Origin of the sequence: Kitasatospora sp. NPDC056783, from assembly GCF_042789895.1 — a bacterium.
In the GTDB taxonomy this organism is placed as follows: Bacteria; Actinomycetota; Actinomycetes; order Streptomycetales; family Streptomycetaceae; genus Kitasatospora.
In genome coordinates, this window is the sequence record NZ_JBHUAF010000146.1 from 1 (window position 1) to 18,963 (window position 18,963).

Annotated in this window: 16 protein-coding genes and 1 pseudogene; all 17 read right to left on the reverse strand. The window is 68.8% G+C overall.

Annotated elements, in window-relative coordinates; all coding sequences use genetic code 11:
- Positions 1–121: pseudogene (locus ACFRMQ_RS21205) on the reverse strand (pilus assembly protein CpaF); the annotation flags it as partial.
- A gap of 18 nt (positions 122–139) precedes the next feature.
- The gene (locus tag ACFRMQ_RS21210) at positions 140–943 is read right to left on the reverse strand and encodes a hypothetical protein (RefSeq protein ID WP_380732063.1); all 804 of its coding nucleotides are present in this window, start codon (positions 941–943) and stop codon (positions 140–142) included.
- An 834-nt stretch (positions 944–1,777) separates the two neighbouring features.
- Positions 1,778–2,404 carry a hypothetical protein gene (locus ACFRMQ_RS21215; RefSeq protein ID WP_380732064.1) on the reverse strand — a complete coding sequence of 209 codons (627 nt, stop codon included), beginning with the start codon at positions 2,402–2,404 and terminating at the stop codon, positions 1,778–1,780.
- 106 nt (positions 2,405–2,510) lie between these two features.
- Positions 2,511–3,260 (reverse strand): hypothetical protein, encoded by a 750-nt coding sequence (locus ACFRMQ_RS21220; RefSeq protein WP_380732065.1) that lies wholly within the window; start codon positions 3,258–3,260, stop codon positions 2,511–2,513.
- Between the two features lie 32 nt (positions 3,261–3,292).
- Positions 3,293–3,841, reverse strand: coding sequence for a hypothetical protein (locus tag ACFRMQ_RS21225; RefSeq protein ID WP_380732066.1), 549 nt, complete (start codon positions 3,839–3,841; stop codon positions 3,293–3,295).
- Between the two features lie 260 nt (positions 3,842–4,101).
- Positions 4,102–4,530 carry a hypothetical protein gene (locus tag ACFRMQ_RS21230; protein WP_380732067.1) on the reverse strand — a complete coding sequence of 143 codons (429 nt, stop codon included), beginning with the start codon at positions 4,528–4,530 and terminating at the stop codon, positions 4,102–4,104.
- 90 nt (positions 4,531–4,620) lie between these two features.
- A complete protein-coding gene (locus tag ACFRMQ_RS21235) occupies positions 4,621–5,121 on the reverse strand; it encodes a hypothetical protein (RefSeq protein ID WP_380732068.1) in 501 nt (166 codons plus the stop codon).
- Between the two features lie 26 nt (positions 5,122–5,147).
- A complete protein-coding gene (locus ACFRMQ_RS21240; RefSeq protein ID WP_380732070.1) occupies positions 5,148–7,442 on the reverse strand; it encodes a hypothetical protein in 2,295 nt (764 codons plus the stop codon).
- A gap of 9 nt (positions 7,443–7,451) precedes the next feature.
- Positions 7,452–10,112 carry a hypothetical protein gene (locus ACFRMQ_RS21245; RefSeq protein WP_380732071.1) on the reverse strand — a complete coding sequence of 887 codons (2,661 nt, stop codon included), beginning with the start codon at positions 10,110–10,112 and terminating at the stop codon, positions 7,452–7,454.
- A complete protein-coding gene (locus ACFRMQ_RS21250; protein ID WP_380732072.1) occupies positions 10,112–10,498 on the reverse strand; it encodes a hypothetical protein in 387 nt (128 codons plus the stop codon). The genes ACFRMQ_RS21245 and ACFRMQ_RS21250 overlap by 1 nt, the downstream gene beginning before the upstream one ends.
- Positions 10,499–10,606: 108 nt before the next feature.
- Positions 10,607–11,716, reverse strand: a complete 1,110-nt coding sequence (locus ACFRMQ_RS21255) for a hypothetical protein (RefSeq protein ID WP_380732073.1) — start codon at positions 11,714–11,716, stop codon at positions 10,607–10,609.
- Positions 11,713–13,041, reverse strand: a complete 1,329-nt coding sequence (locus tag ACFRMQ_RS21260; RefSeq protein ID WP_380732074.1) for a hypothetical protein — start codon at positions 13,039–13,041, stop codon at positions 11,713–11,715. Before ACFRMQ_RS21260 ends, ACFRMQ_RS21255 begins: the two co-directional genes overlap by 4 nt.
- Positions 13,038–14,012 (reverse strand): replication-relaxation family protein, encoded by a 975-nt coding sequence (locus ACFRMQ_RS21265; RefSeq protein ID WP_380732075.1) that lies wholly within the window; start codon positions 14,010–14,012, stop codon positions 13,038–13,040. The genes ACFRMQ_RS21260 and ACFRMQ_RS21265 overlap by 4 nt, the downstream gene beginning before the upstream one ends.
- Positions 14,009–16,432 (reverse strand): ATP/GTP-binding protein, encoded by a 2,424-nt coding sequence (locus ACFRMQ_RS21270; protein WP_380732076.1) that lies wholly within the window; start codon positions 16,430–16,432, stop codon positions 14,009–14,011. The genes ACFRMQ_RS21265 and ACFRMQ_RS21270 overlap by 4 nt, the downstream gene beginning before the upstream one ends.
- A 15-nt stretch (positions 16,433–16,447) precedes the next feature.
- A complete protein-coding gene (locus ACFRMQ_RS21275; RefSeq protein WP_380732077.1) occupies positions 16,448–16,960 on the reverse strand; it encodes a hypothetical protein in 513 nt (170 codons plus the stop codon).
- A 144-nt stretch (positions 16,961–17,104) separates the two neighbouring features.
- Positions 17,105–18,109, reverse strand: a complete 1,005-nt coding sequence (locus ACFRMQ_RS21280; RefSeq protein WP_380732078.1) for an NlpC/P60 family protein — start codon at positions 18,107–18,109, stop codon at positions 17,105–17,107.
- 9 nt (positions 18,110–18,118) lie between these two features.
- Positions 18,119–18,790, reverse strand: coding sequence for a hypothetical protein (locus ACFRMQ_RS21285; protein WP_380732079.1), 672 nt, complete (start codon positions 18,788–18,790; stop codon positions 18,119–18,121).
- Positions 18,791–18,963: the final 173 nt, after the last annotated feature.

Consider the following 18,963-nt stretch of genomic DNA (forward strand, 5'->3'; position numbering starts at 1 on the left):
GGGAGAGGCAGGTCGAGCCGACGGCCACCGGGGGCAGCACGGCGTGCATCCGTGTGCCGTCGGGCAGTCGTGCGTCCACCCAGGGCCGTGCGTCGTCCAGCCTCCTGCCGGCCACCGCCGCTCGCTGCGTTCGTGTGCTCTATCCCCGCGCAACTCGGCTCTGTGCTTCGGCCATCGCGTGGACAGTGCTGCGCAGGTATCGAGGCTCCTTCACCTCGGGTTGCCGGCCGTCGCCGGGCATGCGGTCCGGCGCAGGGATGCGGCCGGCGGTCTTGTAGCCATTCATGGTGACTCGCGGGTACGGCTTGCCGCGGGCGAAGTTGCCGACGATGACGCCGGCCTGCTCGATGGTGAGCAGGTCGCCAGGATCGCCGGCAGGGAGCGTGCCCACCAAGCTGCGGTCACTGGGCGCACCCGCCGTCCTGGTGCGCCCCTTGCCGCGACCGCCCCGGCCGGGGAGGTCGAGTAGGTAGCGGTAGATCGTGCCGCGGTACCAGTGCGGCTCGTAGACCTGCGGCTCCTGGCCGTCGTCCGGGTGGCGGTCGGGCTGAGGGATCTGCTCACGGGCAAGGTACGACCGCATGGTGCTGTCCCCAAGCGGCTTGCCCCTGGTGAAGTTCCCGAAGACCTCGCCGAACTCCTTACGCGTCAGCAGGTCGGCAGGATTGCCTCGGGGAAGCCGGGCCCGCAGCTCTTGTTCCGCAGCGTCTGCGCCTTCATGGGCGCGGAGCCACTGCAGCCGGTCGTGGTCCTTGACGAATGCATCAACGGCGGCCGCGTCGTACAGGTAGTGGGCTGCAGCCCTGCCCTGGTCCGGGTGCCGGGCCGTGTCGATGTGGTCGGGAAAGGCCGGGTTGGCGACCCACTGGTTCAGCAGGCCGACTTGGATGCCGTAGATCTCCTGGATCCCGGCGCGGGTCAGAGTCTGGGCTTCGATGGTCACGGTCAGGACTCCAGGTCGTGGCGGGTTGAAGGGCTGCAGGGAGGGCCGGCGGGGGATTCGCTCACCGGTCGCCGGTCAACCGGCAACTGCCGGCCGCCCAGAACGTGCTGGTACACCGTCCTGCGGAACCACCGGGGGCCTGCGACCTCGGGTGACAGGCCATCAAGAGGCCGGCGATCTGCAGCAGGAATGGAGCCCCGCGCCTCGTAGGCCCGGATGGTGGCCGGCTGGATCACACGTCCGCGGGTGACGCGCATCATGATGCCGAAGTCCCGTGCCGTTAGCAGATCCTCATCACGGCCTTCGGGTAGGCCCAGCGGATTCGGCTCGGACCTGGTGGTCGCCCAGACCGCCGGGTGGTTCGTTTGGATCCAGGCGTCGACCAGGTCGGGCTTCCATCGGTCTTCGTCCGGCTCAGCGGTTGGAAAGGTGCTGTCCGCAGTCCACCTGCGTACCATGGCCGGCCGTACTTTGTACTTGGCGGCGATGGCCGCGCGCGGCATCGGTTGGGGGCCGGCGCCTGCGGGAATCACAGGAAGTTCTCCTCCGGGTAAGGGGGCTTCTAGACTGCTGGCGGTCCACCTTGCCGTGGCCGTGCGGGCCGGCGGACTGTCGGGGCCTTCGGGCCCTCCGCCGGCCCGCTTCCGTCGAGCGCTCGGCTCGTGAAATAGGATACAGCGCCCCAGCGCAATGTACATCGCCGCAGTCGGATGGGCGCGCCCTCGGGTCGGCGAGAACGTGCGAAAACGCCGGAACGCCCGCTCCGGGGAGCGGGCGTTCCTGGTCTGCTGCGAAGCCGGTGGGCCGCACCTGGGTGGTGCGGCCCACCGCCCGTCACTCGCTGTCCGTCTCGTCCTGGTGCACGAGGTCGAGGAAGGCGAGCTGGGTCTCGTAGTCGGAGGCAACCAGCTCCATCGCGATGATGTTGGCGCGGAGGACGGCGAGCTTGGCGTGGAGGGCGGCCTTGCGGTCCGGGGCGCGGAACTTGCCGTAGGTGGCGGTGAGCTCCGCGAACTCCGGGCGGTTGAGCCAGTGGGAGATCAGCGCACCGACGATGTCCCCGGCCCGCTCGCTGGTGTCCTCAGCGGCGTGGTGGGAGTGGGCGTGCGTGGGCGCGGAGGCGACCTTGGCGCGGAGCCAGCGGCCGTCGTCCTTGGTGATCTTGTTCGGGTTCAGGATCGCGTCGCCGACCAGGTACGGGCCGTCCGCGCCGATGGTGGGCACGTTGGCGCGGGCGTGGCGGTCGCTCTGGTCGCCCTCGCCGAACTGGACGTAGACGCGGCCCGGCTTCGGGTCGGCGCGGTGGTCCGGGTGGATCACGAACGAGCCGATCGGGACGGTCTCTCCGGTGCGCTTGATGAGGCCGACGGCGTAGGTGGAGCGGCCGAACTCGTCGTCGGTGATCTCCGCGCTCAGCTTGCGGCCGGTGGGGGTCTCGATGGCCGCGGTGATGGAAGACATGTACTGGTCCCTTCGTGGTGGGCTTGCCGTGGGTGAGGGGCTGTCGTCCCACTCACAAGAAATAAGTTACAGCATTTAAGTCTGTTCTGCAACCCACTGATGTGGGTCAGGTGGCTAGGCGGAAGCGCGCCTTCACCCGCGCGCGTTCGAGCCGGCGCCGACGCACCTCGTCCATCTCACGCTGGATCTCGCCGAAGGTCCGCTGCCCCTGCAGCTTCTGAAGGTGGCGGATGTTGTTGGCCGGCATCCCTACCTTGATCGCGGCGCTCGCTGCTACGAGGTCGGACGGCGTGTTCGAGACGAATCCGCCCTTAGCCACCGCGTCCTCGTCCGGGAGGACCTCGGCATGCCGGTCGCTGGTCAGGTCGAGGAGGTGGTCCTGCTTCCCGCCGAGGCTGTAGCGCCACCTGAAGTTGGCGGGCGGATGGGGTTCGACGTGCTGCCGGAACATGCCTACCTCCTTCGTGTAGGTGTAGAAGTGGACCCCGGGGGATTCCTCCATGATCCTCATCCAGCGAAGCAGGTAATCATCGGAAAAAAATTCCCCACTGTCGTGAATGCGGACACTTTTTCCGTCGTAGCGCTTGTGGGACAGCTCCTCGATCATCGCCGCTTCCCATTCGTCCGGGTGGTCCATCACAAACGCCAGAGTGCGCATGTGGGCGGCCAGGACATTCGAGAAGCGGTAGGCCCCGGACCTTGCGTAGCAGAGCTTGATGCACGCGGAGGCGCTGGGGCAGACGTTGATCGACCTCCCGTCGGGAAGAGTGACCACCCAAGCGGGAAGAGTGAAATTGAATACGCCGATCTTCCGCAACTGGGAATTCTGCGTCAGCATGAATTTGCGCGCGGCCATGTGGTTTCCCCTGGCTCTATCGAGTCTGGCGGCTATTTGTAGCCTGGGCAGTATTCGTGTTCGTGGGTGCAGGCGTGAATGCCGAACCGTGTGACGCCGCCGGGCTGTCGTGCGAGGAGGGCCATGGCCTCGGCGAGTGCGGTGCGCGACTCGGCGCGGTGCCGGCCGCCGAACTGGAGCGCGTCGCCGTGGCTGGCGATGAGCTCGAGGCACCGGCTTCTGATCGCCTCGATGTCGCCATCGCTCGCTCCCTGCTGCTCCGCGATCGCCAACGGCACCAGGCCGAGCAGGAACGTGCGGAGCAGTTCGGCGTCGAGCGGCGCCGCCTTGAGGTGCAATGCGTCGAGCTCAATGGTGACAACCCGGCCGAATGGACCGTGTGAGTTGGACGGTTCGCCGGGCGGAGCGGTCGTGGACGCCCGGTGGTGGCGTCCGGCGGTGCCGCATTCCGGCCGGCGCGGTTCGAGGGCTTTCTCAGCGACGGCATCTGAAGGCGAGTCGGGCGCGCGGAGCGGGCGGCCGGCGTTGGGTGTCCGCCGGCCCTCGGCGTGGAGACGGACCTGGGAATGCGTCGTCGCCATGGGGTGTGGCCTTTCCTTGGCGCGGGGCCGGTGGCGCCGGGGGCGCGCGGCTCCGGGCGGCGGCTTGTCGCTGAGGTAGGGCCCGGGCGGACAGGGGGTGCCCGCCCGGGCCTTCGACGCCGCCGGTCGCCGGGGGGGGGAGGGCGATGGGGCGGGTCTGCCACACGCAAGGTGTGGCCGTGTGGGGCGAAGCGCCCTCACGAGAAATAAGTTACAGCACTTCTAGCGCTTCGGCAACCCTCTGGCTCGGCGTGCGGTGTTCAGGGAGCTGCACTGAGGACACCAACCGCGTTCAGGACCTGTTGCGCACGCTCGAAGGCGATCGCCTTGTGGCCGTAGGAGGGCCAGCCGACGTGCATGACCTCGTGAGCAAGCGCCTTGTCGACGGCGCGTCGGGTGCCGAGGACCTCAAGGTTGAGGTACACGAGGGGTACGGGCAGGCGCGCGCTGGCCGGACCGGAGTACGCCCGGCCGACGTCCCCGCTGCTCAGTTGCTCTCCGGTCATGCGGGTGTAGAGCGCTGCGCTGGTGATCAGGTGGAACTTGACCTTTGCGGCAGCGCTGAACAGCCGCGCCCGGTCTCGCAGCCAGGTCGTGGTGGGGAGTTGCTCCGCGTCGGGTGCGGCAAGGGGGCTGACGAGGGCTTCGGTCCGGGCGATCGTCAGCGGGTGGCCGCGGTGGGTGGCCATGTCTCCTCCTTGCTGTTCTGCGCGGGCGTGGTGGCCGGCTATGCGCCGGCCACCACATCATCCCAGGCTCGGCGACCCGGAGGTTCGGACTCAGGAGTACTCGGTGCCGCTCCAGGAGTCGGCTTCTAGGCGGTCCAGCTCCGCTTCGTCGCCGGCGCTGAGGCCGCTGACAAAGGTGTCCCAGCGGCTGAGCTCCTCGAGTTCGTCGCCGTCGGCGGGTTCGATTCGTGCGACTTGGCCGGCCTCGTCGTCGCCGAGGGGCCGCAGGTGGAAGTGGAGCGAGCCGTCGGCGCTCGCCTCCATGCGCGCCCAGGTCAGCGACCTGCGTCGGGCGACGTTCAGGTTGTAGGTGTACGGCAAGGACCGCTCCGTGGTGGGGGAGCCGCCCACTATGGGCCGGATCCAGAGGATGTTCGGGTGGTCGGGGTCGATCCGGCTGTGCCGGGCGAGCGGGGCCCGGAACACTTCGGAGCCGTCGGGATCGGTCACCACGAGTTGGGCGCCGGCGTCGTCGCGGTCCCCGGTGGTGCTGTGCCTGCCGGTGAGAAGGGCGGTCAGAGCCGACATCCATGCGGCTGGAGTGGTGGTCATGGTGGGGTTGCCTTTCTGGGAAGGGGTCAGTGGCCCAGGACGACGACTTCGTCGACCGGCTTGCCGTTCAGGTGGGTGATGCCGCGGGAGGCGAACAGCGCCAGGACGGCGTCACGCTCCGCCGTGTTCTTGGCGATGGCTCGGGTCGGTGCCTGCTCGGAGTAGAGGTCGCACCCGTTCCGGAGCATCACTTCGTTGTTGCTGGCCGAGAAGTTCGCGATCTTGTATGGGTCGCGGGTCTGACCGCTGGTACTCTTCCCCGCCTTCGGGTTTAGGGCGCCGAAGTGGTCGCCGTCGTAGGCGTAGTAGTCCGCGCGCTGCATGAGCGTCCGCGGGTTGTCCCAGATGAGCCGCGAGCCGTATGACGACGATCCGGCCGAGGAGCTGGAGGAGACACGCAGGAAGGCGTAGTTGGCGCCGCCGGTCATCTTGTCCGTGCCTTCACTCATTCCGATGCCGGTGCCGATGCCCATCACGGCGCGACGCTCGGTAGAGGCCAGGACGCCGGTGGCGAATACATCGACCAGGCTTCCGCCACCGATGTTGTGGATGAGGCTCTTGCCCTTCCAAGCCGCGTCGAACTTCTCTGGGTCGCCGGTCACGTCGAACCGCGACCAGGACGACCACCCTGCGGACCGAGCAGGGGTCGGGTCATAGCCGGGGCTTGCCGCCAGCGACGCACCGCTGGCGAAGCCAGCCGCCTGAGCGACAGCGTCGCGGATGACGTCGACCTTCTTCGGCAGCACCTTGTGCGCAGCTTCGAGTTGGATCCGCTTCGCGAAGGCACCCAGCTCCGCCGCGTCGAGCCCGATCGCCTGATGGGCTCGTTCATGGAAGAGTTCCTGGACCTGCAGGTCCTCAAGGGCGTTGGCCGTCTCGAGCGCCGTCTGGACGCCGACGTTCTTTCCCAGGCCCTGTGCAGTGATGTTCGCGTGGAGGTAGGTCAGCTCGCCCTCGGTCGCGGTCATGGCCCGGTTGATCAGGTGGAGCTGCTCCAGCCGGCCGACGAGTTCCTTTCCGTTGCCGGCACCGGCGGGGGCGTGGATCTCGAGCTGCCCTCGCATGGAGTACTCCGTCTTCGCCGGGTCGTTGCCCGCGTAGGGCCGGTACACCGCGCTGTAGCCGTCACCCAGGTCGATCGCGTACTCGATGCCCTTGGCCTCCGCCCGGGTCTCCCCGTCCCAGGACGTGCTGCCCGTGCTCTTGTCGATCGTCGCCTTGATCCGGCTGGCCTTCCGCTTGGTGGCGTGAAGGAGACCGTCGCCGTCTCCTTCATCGGGTGGTGCCGGAACGTACTCCGTCACTGTCGCCATCCCCGTGTGCAGGTAGGGAGTCACCATCGGGATCTTCCCTCCCTCCAAGTAGGGCAGCGCCGTCGGATTGTTGATGCGCTCACCGATCGTCTGTAGGTGCCCGGCGTAGTACTGCGCCATCGCCTTCTCATCGTCGGTCAGGTCCGGGTTGTTCAGGACGGCATCGACTGCCTTCTGGGCATCCTGGTACTGGGAGAGGGTTTTCGTGGTCGGCTCCTCGCCGTACTTCATCTTCCCGTTGATTCCCTTGGCCGCGAGGCCGACGAGCTCGGCGAGGTTGTGCTGCTCGTCAAGGCCCAGCCGTCCGGTCACTTCCTTCTCCACCTGGACCGGAACAAGCTTCTGCTCCGAGACGTCGAGTGCGTCCAGGAGTTTGCCTTCGGCCTCCTCGCTTAGGTGCGTGAGGAGCACTTCGCGCGGTTGGTCGGAGCCGGAGCTGTACGACACGAGCGTCGCCGTGGAGTCCACCAGGTCATTGCCGCTGATGAGCACGGGTACGCCGGCCGCGACGCCGACCGGGGGAGTCGTCGGCACCGTCCACAGCGAGTCCTCTTCCGGCTCCTCGTTCTCCTCCTCGTCAGGCTGGACTTCGCCGTGCAGTGCGACACCGTCGTCATCGGTGGCGGCCTGCTCGTCCTCCGCCGCTTCCTGAGGCCCGTCGACTACCGCAGCCTTGGCCGGATCGTCATCGGGCGTCTCCGATTCCTCTTCGATCGCACCGCCGGGAGCTCCTCCCGCTCCCAGCTCGCCGCCGACCGCATCGCCCTTGACCGGCGCGGGGCCCGTCTCCGGTGGCAGCGGTGGTCCCTGGTCGAGGAGCGAGGCCAGCTTCGCCTGGACCTGTCCCTGCAGGTCGGGAGGCAGCACGAGGCCACCGACGGCATCGGCGCCACCGACATCACCGGTCGGCGGCGGGCTGGCGGTGCCGGCCGGTATGGGCTCCAGAAGTTCCGTCGCAGTCGGAGCGACTGCGTATGGCTGGTGGCTGGTCTTGGAGTTCGTTCCCATGCGTCCTCATCAGCTCCCGTACTTGAGCGCGGCCCCGGAGGGCATCTTCAGCTGCGTGGTGTAGAAGTCGGCGAACGCCGCCCGTAGGCCGTTCTTGCGCTCGCACGAGTAGTCGAGGAAGGCTTCGGCGACCTGCTGCGTCGTCACGTCGGCCGTCTTGATCCCCAGGTCCTTGGCTGCCCGCTTGCGCATGTGGGGCTCCCACCGCACGCCGGCCTTCGCACCTTCGTGCGCCGTGGTGTGGAGCACCGCCCGCCACTGCGCGTCCGGAATCGACTCAAGCTGCTTGATCACCGGGTGGGCGACGACGGGGTTGATCTTCACGCCCGGGGCCAGCCCGCCGCTCTGGGAGGCCAGGTACGCCTTCTGATGCACGGGCATGTACTGGCTGCTGGGACCCAAGCCGTCGGGGGTCCAACCGAGCTCGAGGCGGTCAGTCCCGAAGTACTTGAACGCCTGGCCCCGGTCGATGGGGGACATCCCTCCCGACGAGGTGCGCAGCATGTTCGCGGCGTGCCCATCGTGGTCGCCGACCGCCCAGGAGATGACGTGGTTGCGCACCACGGAGTCGACCTCTGTCTGGGTCCAGGACTTCGGGCTCGCGCTGAGCTGGCTCGCGTCGCTGACCATCGGCTGGATGCAGCCGTCCTTGCCGTCGATCTTCTTCTCATAGACCGGCACCGTGAGCACGCCACCCAGGTGGGAGATGTGGGAGGCCGCCGCTTCGGCGCTGGCTCGGGCAGCCGACGCCGAGGTGTAGTGCTTGAACATCCACTGGCTGCCGTCGGGCGCGGTGTGGAGGGTCTTCGGATGGGTGCCGCCGAGGTGCGCCGCCTTGCCGGCGCCGAAGTCCGTCGCGTGGATCTGCGCAGCGTCCACCCTGGCGGGGACGTCGGCGGTCGTGGCGTGGGCCTGCTGCAGGGCAGCCACCAGGGCCTGATGCTTAGCGGCGAACGAGCCGGCCGACGCCGGCTTCGGCTTCGGCTTGGGCGCCTTCGGCTTCGCTTGCGCCGTTGCCGCAGGAGCCGTCGGTGCGGCCGCGGCAGCCGGTTTCGTCGGCTGGGACGTATCGGCAGAGGCCTCTGGAGCAGGGGAAGGCGAGGGGGCTGTGGCTTCGGAAGCGCTGGCCGCGGTGGGGTTCTGAAGGATGGAGGGCAGCTTGGCTTGTTGCTTCGCCTTGTGGGCAGCTTCGGCCGCCTTCAGCACGGCGCCCTTGTCGAGTGACGGATCGAGGTGGGCGGTCAGGTACTGCTGGACCGAGGCCCTGGACGCCTTAAGTGAGGCGGGCATGCCGAGCTGGTCCGCGACCTGGCGCAGGGGTGCGAGCGGCTGGTGCTTGGCCCAGGCCGTGAACTCCTTCCGGAGCTCCTTCGGGTCGACCTGGTGCGAGGCGAGCAGGCCGGGGTTGCTCATGCCCAGGTCGTTGGGGTGCGGGATGACTTCGTGGATCCAGCCCTGCGCCGACTGCTGGAGCGCGTGCAGTTCGCCGGCCTTCGAGACCCAGGAGGCGACCGTGTCCTGAGCGGCCAACCCTTCCGACGCCAGAGAGGGAAGGGACAGATCGGACGACTGGTCGGGCTTGCCCAACTTGTGGACGTCAAGGGCCTCGTCGATCGCCGAGAGCTGGTTCTTGCGCTCGTGGGCGCGCTCGGAGAGCAGGGCCCGCTCGGCTTCCGGCGTGCTCGACCGCATGAGGGCGAGGAGTTCGTGCGCCTTGAGGTGGTTCGCCTCGTCCTTGGTCAGCTGACCCGACTCGACGGCGGCCTTGACCGCCGGCGCGACCGTGTAGGTGTCGAGGGCTCCGCTTGCGAGCACCTGGTCGGTCGACAGCTTGGCCGACGCCTGGAGCTGGGCCAGGGCATCGCCCATCTCGGGCGACTGGGCCGTGGTGAGTGTGTTCTCCGCGGCGAGAAGCTCGGTAAGGGCCTGCGCCTGGTTGGGGCCGCCCTTGGCCGCCGCGTACGCCTTAACCGCGGTCGACCAGGTGTTGACCGCTTCGTTGACCTCGGCTGGCGACGCCGTCCACGGCCCGGGAGGCCCGGGCGCCGGCGGCGGGGGCGTGCCCTCGAGTTTGTGCAGGTCGGCGAGCGTGAGCCCGCCGACGCTCTCGCCGGAGACCAGTTGGGCATAGCGCTTGGTGGCGGCCGCCTGGATCTTCTGCTTGGAGATGATGTCCTGGTCGTAGGCCGGGTCCAGCCAGTGGACCAGCGGATGCTGGGTCTTGCCGGACATCCCGACGAGTGCCGGGTGTTCGAAGCCCTGAGCAGCGGCGATTGCCTGCAGTTCCTCGGGCGTCAAGCTGTTCAGGTACTCCAGGGACTGTGCCTTGATGGACTTGAGGGTCTCGTCGAGGACCTCCTGAGGCGCGCCGGCCTCCTTCATCAGGGCCAGCGCCTCGCGCTGCGCCTTGATCTGCTCGGCGAACTGCTCGAACTTCGCTACTGGGTCGTCGGGAACGTCGATCAGTGGCGGTCCGTCGGCCCAGTCATCGTCGACGCCACCATGACCGATCAGCTGCGCCAGCTCGGAGGCCGTGATGTACGCCTGCTGGGCGGCCTGGAGCTCGGGGTTGTCGGACTCCCCGGGGGCATCGCTGGGCTCGGGGGCATCGCCGGGCACTGCAGGGGCGACGGTGTACGCCTGGTGGCTGGTCTTGGAGTTGGTGCCCATCAGCGCCGGCCGGCTGCCGCGATGGCGGGGATCGCCTCAGCGAGGAGGCCGTCGAGAACGATCTCGGCGGCGTGGGCCAGGTCGACCGCGTCGTCGGGGACCTCGGCCGCAACGGCCGCGCAGGCGCTGTCCTCGTGGGACCAGCGCTCGACCTGCTCGGGCGTGACGGATCCGTCGAGGCGCTCCCGCCACGGGGCGGCAGCGTCGTAGGTGAGGGGTACCCAGGTGAGGTAGGAGGGGGTCGGGGCATTCGGCGCCCGGTTGAGGGCGAGGACGGCCACCGGGTCGACCGGTGCGCCGAGGGGGCCGTGCCAAACGAGGAGGACCCACAGCTCCCAACTGTGGGTCCTGTTCGGTGCTGCGATGGGTTCGGTGGTCGCCGACATCGTGAAACTCCTTCCAGGTTCTGCACCTAGAGGCCGCGAATCGGTGCCCGGTGTGACACGAATCCGGAAGAAGTTTTTTGAAGGGCAGCCGACGCTTCGTCGGCGTCCTCAGCGGGGCGGCAGCAGCGACGCCATGTACCGGACGGTGGCGGCGAAGGCGTCGGCGGGACGGGCCTTGATGTCCTCCCGCCCGTCGGGCGTCATGATCGCTCCGTGCAGCGCGTACTGGTGGGCGTTCTGGCTGATCAGGGTCAGGCGCGTGCCGAAGAGGGCGACGACCTGCGCGATGCGGTCGGCCCTGGAGAGGCCGGTGAGGAGGACAGGCATGTCCTCGGGCAGGTTCTCCGCCAGCCAGAACAGTCCCGGCAGGGCCCAGGTGTCCCAGTTGTTGTTCTCGCGCACGGTCTGCAAGTTGACGGCCACCGCGGGCGGCGGGGCGTCGGCGATCCAGGCGGTGTAGCGCTGGAGATCCTCCAACCGGAACCAGTACAGGTTGGGAACGGAGACGACGCCGGCCTCGGCGAACTCGGAGGCCAGCAGCAGGGCCCGGCGCATGTTGAGCAGGTGCTCGGCCCTGGGCCAGTTGCCGTAGATGGAGTAGTTGCAGGCCAGGACGACGTCCCAGCCCTGGGAGGCGATCTCCTCGACCAGCTGGCCGCGGCGACGCAGCGTCCAGAACTTCTCGACCAACGGGTCCTCGCCGTATCCGACGAGAACCGCCTGCTGGTCCTTGCGCAGACCGAGGACTTCACGCGCGTTCTTGCCCGCGAACCTCGGGTACACCGTGTGGGTGTCAGGGCTGAAGACGCGCCGGAGGCCGACCCCGTACGCGGGCCAGCGGAGGCTGGCATCCAGGGCGGTGACGGCGCTGCCGTCGGTCATGGGGATGAAGGAGGGCAGCGCCGGGAGAACGCCGTCGATCTCGATGTCGTCGAAGGTGAGGGTGCCGCCGACGTCCCGCATCCAGGCGGTGATGTCGGTCCGGGAGCCGCAGCGGATCGGGCAACTGCTGCAGGCGTTGGTCGGCGAGCCGGCCTCCGAGGCGGCGCAGCCGCAGTAGGAGCAGTCGCTGTTGGTGCCGCTGCACAGTGGCTCGATGGTGGCCGGCCCGCCGCTGCAGCCGTCGGGGCCGGCCCAGAAAGCGCAGGTGCGGCAGTCGCAGCCGCGGCCGGGAAGCGGAAGGCCGATCGTCGGCGTGGGCAGGGAGATGCGGGTCATGCGGCTTTCTCGCCTTCGTGCGTGGTGGTGGAGGTGGTCAGGTAGGGCTCGATCTCGCGGAACGCCAGACGCAGCGAGCCTTCGTCGTACCGGCCGAGGGTGCTGCCAGTACGCAGTTCGGCCAGGAGCTCACGGAGCCCGTCGAGCGCGTGGCGGACCGTGGTCACGCCGACCAGGCGGTCCGGGGCCCGATCGGCGGTCGCCGGTTCGACGTCGGCAGGTGCGTCCGGTTCGGGCGGCCCGCCGCCGAGCCCCATAGGACTACTGCTCTGCTCCACGCCATCGTGTTCGGGAGCGGCTTCGGGGCGGGAAGCGCCGGGCACCGACGGAGCAGGGTTGTCAGCGGTGTCGTCCCCGGGCAGATCTGGCACTCGCGTGAGCGTGGCACGACGGCGAGCGTTGGCCGCGTCCTGGCGGTCCTGGGCGATCTCCAGGATCTCCTCGGTGTCCAGTTGGTCTTGCTCGAGCCCGACCTTGACCGCCGTAGGCAGCAGATGGAGTCGCCCGGTCCCCTTGAGAGCGGCCCAGATGCCGGCAGCAGCGTTCTCGCGGCCGCGAAGAAGCTCGGCGAAGCGGATGCGGGTGTGAAGGCGGATCGACTCCTCGTCCATCTCGAGGGTCAGCTCCCGCGGGAGCTCACGGAAGGCCCTGACAAGTTCCGTGGCCTTCCTCTCGCTCAGCTGCAGTCCGAGGCGGTCAAGAACGTCGGGCCACGGAGCTGCGCACGACGGGTCGTTGGCGCGGATCCTCTCCAGAGCGTTGAACCGCTCGATCGAGTCGGTGAGGGAGTAGACCTCAGCGGGCACCGGCTTGCCGGCGCGCAGCAGACGGCCGACGAGCACTGCGCAGCGGTGGTACATCAACGCTGCGGCCTGCTCGCCCGGCTTCAGATTCTCCCTGGCGAAGTTCTCGGTGAACCTCCACATGTGCCGCTCCTCCTCGGACAGCGGCCCGGGGCAGATGATCGCGGCGAGCGAGGCGAAGTGCGGGTTGTCGGGGCGGTTGACGGCCCCCCAGCGCATGGCCCGGTAGCGGCGCTCACCGGTGATGAGCCGGATGCTGGGAGCGCCGCCGGGGGTGGTGATCTCCTCGGCCATCACGGGACCGAGCTGGCCCATCACCGAGATCGTGGAGATCAGGTCGGCCAGCTCGGCCGGCGGCGTTGCCTCTCCCGGGGCCCGGCCCTGCGGCTCGGTGAAGGCCGCGCCCGGACCGCGCAGGGGGAGGAGCTCGAAGCGCCGCTGGCGGAGCTTCGGGTGGTGCTGGAGGATCTCCGCAAGATGGATCATGCTGTCGGCGCTCGGCGCGGTCATGGCGGTGCTCATTCCTGGACTCCCTGGCCGTCCGGTTCGGCCGGGGGCCGGAGATACAGGTCGGTGGGCCCGGAGTCGCGCAGCAACGGGGTGAAGATCGGCTCGAACGGCCCGTACTTCTGAAGGTGGCCGAGGGTTGTCACGCCGATGGCGAGGGTGTCCCGATGGCGCATCAGCCGCGGGTCGGAGCTGGCGAGATGCGCCAGATCACTGGCCCGGCCGGCGAGTGCCCGGGTGCCGGCGCCCGTAAGCACGACCAGGATCCGGGGGAACGTCCGGTACTGGTAGCGCCATGCCGGCCGGGCACCCACCTGGGACCGGGAACGGTCGGGTTCCTGGGGCACGTAGTCGTGCATCCGCCCGTAGGCCGAGAGTTTCGCGGCAAGCCTGGTGACGGTCATCGTGGCACGGTCGAGCTCGACGAACGCCTGCAGCGGTGTACGCCGCTGGTTCGGATGGATATGGACGTAGTTCACCACAGCGTCGGAGATGACGTGGTCGTCCTCGAACCGGCGCTGCCCGTCCCTGATCCGGTTCGCGACCTCCGGCGTCCAGTCCAGGGGTCCGCATTCGTGACCCAGCCTCCGCGCGTGCTCGACGAACGCGAGGCCGGTCTCGTTGACCGCCAAGGTGTGGGCCTGCCGCGATCCCATGGCACCGCCCTCGGTCACGCGGTAGGGCCGGTGCGTGAGCTCGTGGTCCTCCTCCACCAGGTCGGCGCCGACGTCGGTCAGGTACCACAGGAAGGGCATGCGCGTCAGCGCCGGGCCCTGGACACGGACCCGGTCGACCAGGCCGAGCGCGCGCAGACGGTTCAGCTGCCGCAGCAGGTAGACCGGGCGCGCCGTGGCCGGGGTGAGGAGGCGGTGCAGCTGGGGCGTGGACATCAAGCGGTGCTGGTACAGCACTCGCAGGGAGGACTGGGCGGCGAGCGGCAGGCTCGCCGGGGGCGTGGTCGCCGGCTCGGAAGCGCTGATCGTCACTGTCCTTCACCGCCCAGATCCATGCCCTCCCACATGTCGAACCGCTGGGCACCGGTCGTCTTGATGGTGCTGCCGGCAGCCCCGTGCACCCGCGGGTTCGCCTGCTCGGAGACTGCTGGTTCGGCTTCGGGCTCACGCTTCGTCTTCCGGGCCTTGTTCTCGGGAGAGGACAGCAGCAACTCCTTCAGCGCACCGTTGAGGTTCTCCAGGTCGGTCAGGATTGCCTGGACCGGTCGGCGACGGAGGTTCGCGTTGACGGCCGCGTCCAGGGCAGGCAAGCCAGCCGGGTTGCAGTAGTCCTCGTAGAGCTTCTCAACGTTGGCCCCGCGGACGTGGAAGGGCTCGGTGGCCTGACCGTCGAGAGCCACCGACATGTAGTACTGGTAGCGCGGCAGTCGAAGGATCGCATCCGCGGTCAGGGCGGTACCCCACTGCCGGACGGTCATCGCCGCCTCGTCGATGCCGGACGCAGCGGTGGAGAGGATCGACAGGTTCTGGAGCAATCCCTGGCGGGTCGTGGTGCTCAACCGCTGCGCCATCTGGGTCATGGCGAGGAGCTTGACCTTGTACTTGCGCAGTTGTTCGGTGATCGCCGCCAAGGTGCCCTTGGACGCCCCGTCAACAGCGGTGAGCTCGTCCACGAAAGCGAAGAAGTCCTTCCGCTCGCCAGCCGGGATCGTCTTGCGGGACAGGCCAGCGCGGAAGAGGTCGAACAGCAGCAGGCAGCTGATGATCTTGTCGGTGTCGCCGGTACCGCTTGGGCAAACGAAGACGACCTTCCCGTTGTCCATGGCGTGTCGGATGTCGTAGGTGCTCCGGCTGGAGCCGAGGAACGCCTTGACCGCAGTCGAGCTGTCCAACCGTTCGATGATGTTGGTCACCACGGGAGTGGCGTCCGGTGGGTATTTCGGGAAGACCTTGATCCAGAACTCCTGAACGGTTGGCGGCAGGTGCGGTATGGCCGCGTCGCGGAAGTCCTCGTCGGTCAGGATGGCGCGGATCTGGAACAGCGTCGGGGCGAGGTCCGGCTCGCCGCGTTCGTGCGTGACGTAGTAGGAGATGTAGGCGAGCGACTCCACCGCGCGGGTCAGGATCGTCCGGGCCCGGCTCGCAGTGTCGCCCCAGCTGAGGGCGGAACCGATGCCCGTGACGATGGATCCGACGATGTCCGAGATCTCGTCCTTGCGTCTGCTCTCCATCGACAGGGGGTTCCACGAGCCGACCATCGAGTCGAGGCTCGGAGAGGTCAGGTCGATCTCCCATAGCCGATCCTCAATCGACTCGTGCGCGAGGTATGGGCGGGCGCGCTGCCAGCCGTCACCGTGCGGGTCCAGGAACAAGATCCCGTGGCCCTGATGGGCGAGGGCGATCGCCTGGATCAGGGCCATCTCGGTCTTGCCGTAACCGCTCTTGCCGAGGAACAGGCCGAAGAGGAGGAACTCGAGTGGCAGGCCGACCAGGCGCCACCCACCGCCCGGCTTGGCCACGTAGCCGAGGGGGAAGACGCCGTCCTGGCCGGTGAAGTCGGGCAGCTCCGGCGGAGCGGGAGGGGCAGCGCCTCCGGAGCGCGCGATGTTCGGGGCGGTGTTGTGCTTCGTCGGCGGCTTGACCAGGCCGCCGATCTCCGTGCTCGTCACCAGCTGGTGCCGTCCCCGCGGCTCGAACAGGCCGGTCTCGAAGCGTCTGTCGAATGCGGCTCGGTACAGCCAGGCATCGGCGCTCAGGTGTATGAGCCCCAGATTCGCACCGACCGGGCGGAAGTGGTTGTGGCCGGCCCAGATCTCGAGCGCGGCGAGGATCTGGTCCAGAAGCAGCCGCGGCCGGGCGGGATCGGCGGACTGGGTGCGTATGAGCATCTGCAGGGCGAAGACCACGTCGGGGTTGGCCGGCGCGAACTTGCCCATCGCCGTCTTCTGGTCGCCGGCCTGGGCAGCAGTGCGGAACCTGGGCGCGGCCGCAGGGGCCCGCCCGCCGGCGGCCTGGCCCCGCATCTCGGCCGCTGCCTCGGAGAATGCACCCGACAGGCTGAACCCAAGGCCAGCACCACCTTGCTCGTGGGGCATGCCAGCAACCATCGGGCCGGCCCCGAGGGGTCGACGGTGAGCGGCCTTCAGCAGTCGCCGACGTCGCCGGTTGACGGACCCCGGCGACATGGGGACCAGGTCGAGAGCAACGTCGGCCTGCTCGCCGAGATCGGGACGGATCCCGCCGAAGGCACCCGCGAGGGCGGTGAGAGGATCCGGTCGGAGCGGTACCTCTCGCAACGCCAGGTACTCGGGCAGGGCCAGCGAGAGCTCCTCTCGGGCGACGTACAGCTGCAGTGGAGCGTCGGCCGGCGCTTCGGCGTGGGTGCCCGGGGCGGACTGCTGCGGCTCGTCGGCCGGCGGCTTCGACAGGGAGATCGGGGTCGAGGAGGTCATGTGGTGCTCCGGGGATCAGATGGACTTCACGGGCGGCGTGTTGGGGAAGCGGATCGGTGCCGGTGTCTCCGGCGTGGTGTCACCGCGATGCGGGGTCTCCACCGAGCGGACCTCGCAGCCTGCGTAGACCTGGTGGCGCAGCACGGCGGCCGACACCGCGGGGCCTTCGACGCGCATGGTCAGGCCGTCGACGGAGGTAAGGCGCACCCGCATGGCCAGTCCCCGTCGAGGAGTCAGCCGCCAGCGGCTCGCGCTGCGTTGCGCGTGTGCCATGTGCTGGGCGAAGCGGAGGAGCTCCTCAGGACTGGGATCGAAGGCTGTGGTGGGCAGCAGGTCGTAGCCCACGCGGGAGCGCAGGGCCCGGCGCACCAGGAGTGTCCGGACGCCGACGACAGCCGCGGTGCCGAGCACCACGGCCGGCAGCCAGACCCAGATCCTCTCCAGGAGGAAGGCCGGGGCCTGGGCAGCGATGTCGGGCAGAGCGCCGATGAAGTCGATCGCCGAGTCGATGATCGTGGTGGTGCTCATGTTGACGCTCCTTCGTGTGTGTGACCGGCAGGGATGAACGGACCTGTTCCAGGTCGCATACCTAGAGGCCGGTTTCGGACGTCCGGTGTGACATCCGTCGGCAAGATCTTTTAGAAGTGGGCTTCAGGATCGCGTTTTCCCAGGTCAGGCGATGTGTCGCATGGCCAGGACCTCGTCCTTCCAGTCCTCTAGCGTCCGGATGCGGACGTTGAGGCCGGTGCGGGGCGCCTCGATCACCTGGCCGTCACCGATGAACATCCCGACGTGCTCGGGGTGTTCGGCGCTGCCCCGGGAGAAGAGCAGGTCACCGGGACGCAGGTCGGAGACCGATAGGACCGCGGTGCCGGCCTTGACCTGGTCGTACGTGACGCGCGGCAGGTTCACTCCGGCAGCCCCCCAGGCCATCTGCACCAGGCTCGAGCAGTCGCAGCCGTTCTGGCCCTGGTAAGGCGAGCGGCAGTCCCCGCCCCAGACGTAGGGCGTGTTGAGCGCGGTCCGTGATGCGGCGATGGCGCGCGTGGCGCCCTCGGAGCCCTGCGGGAGGGGGACGGATCCGTCCATGCCGGCAGCCCACTGCGTCGCGCGTTCGCGGATCAGGCGCACGTAGTCCCGAGTCTCCTGGTAGGGCGGGATGCCGTTGTACTTCTGAACCGCGCCCGGGCCGGCGTTGTAGCCGGCGAGCATGTTCTCGGTGCTGTCCCCGGGAACGCCCTTCAGCTGCTCGGCCAGCGCGCAGTCGTAGGCGGCGGCGGCTGGCACGGCGTCGGCGGGGTCGAGCGGGTCCTTGCGGCCGTCGCCGTTGCCGTCGACCCCGTAGGTACTCCAGGTGCCGTCCATGAACTGTGCGATTCCGCGGGCGCCGACCGGCGACGAGACCTTCGGGTCGAAGTGTGACTCCTGGTACAGCTGAGCCGCGAGGAGCGAGGGGGTCAGCTGCGCGCACTTGCCGACCAACGCGGTGGCGATGAGGGAGCGCAGCCACTCCGGCACCGGGGCCGAGGCGGTAATGCCGCCGCCCGGTCCGTTGCCGCGGCCGGGCTGATCGGCTGCAGCCTTGCCGATGGTGCCGGCCACGGCCATCATCAGCGCGACGAGGAGGACACCGGCGGCGAGGAGCACCGAGCCGAGGATCTTCAGGAACTTACCCATCCCGGCTCCTCAGGCGTTGGGGAGCGCGGTGACGCGCCATGTGCCGTCGATGCCGGCTTTCACCTCGAGGGCTGCCTGTTCCACCGACACCGACGGCGCGGCACCCACGGCCGTGCGGGTCACCCGGTAGATGACCCGCAGGACCGTGACCTCGTCGGTGGGGGCCGGGGCGCCGTCGGGCAGGCGTACCTCGACGACTTCCGCGACGACCTGGGCCTGCTGGCCGCGCAGTTGCTCCCATAGGCCGCCCGTTGCGGGGCGGGCGGCGGCCAGGTCGTCCCCGAGCGTGGGTGAGGCAAAGGCGGCCGCGCGCCGGCCCGCGTCCTCGTAGGAGGTGTCGCGGCCGGGGCGAGCGTCATGTGAGGCCCACGCCGTGACGAACTGGCGGGCCACCTGCTCGACCGGTGCGGGGACGGAGAGGAGGTGCTCCGTCGTCTCCTGTGCCGCCGCGCTGGTGGCGGGGGCGGCCGGGGGGTTCGGGGCGGCGACCGTGGACCCACCGGTCCCGCCTGTGGTCGGCACTGGAGTGTGCGGGTCGCCTGTCGTGAGCGGAGCGGGGGTCGGCTTCGGCTCGACACCGGGCTTCGGCGCCGGGAAGAGGAGCAGCGCACCGATGACGACGAGGAGGGCGGCACCGAAGAACAGGGCGGTGGTGGCCACTGTCTGGGAACGGGTGGACATGCGGAATCCCCCTGGCAGGCTCGGGATGGTGGATCGGGGTGATGGACGAGTGGTCGAGGGGGGGGGGGGGGGGCCCCCCCCACCACAGCCACACCCACAACTAAAAAAAAAAAAAAAAAAGACAACAAGATAAATATGTTTAATAAATATTTGTGAGGAGAAAAAAAAAAAAA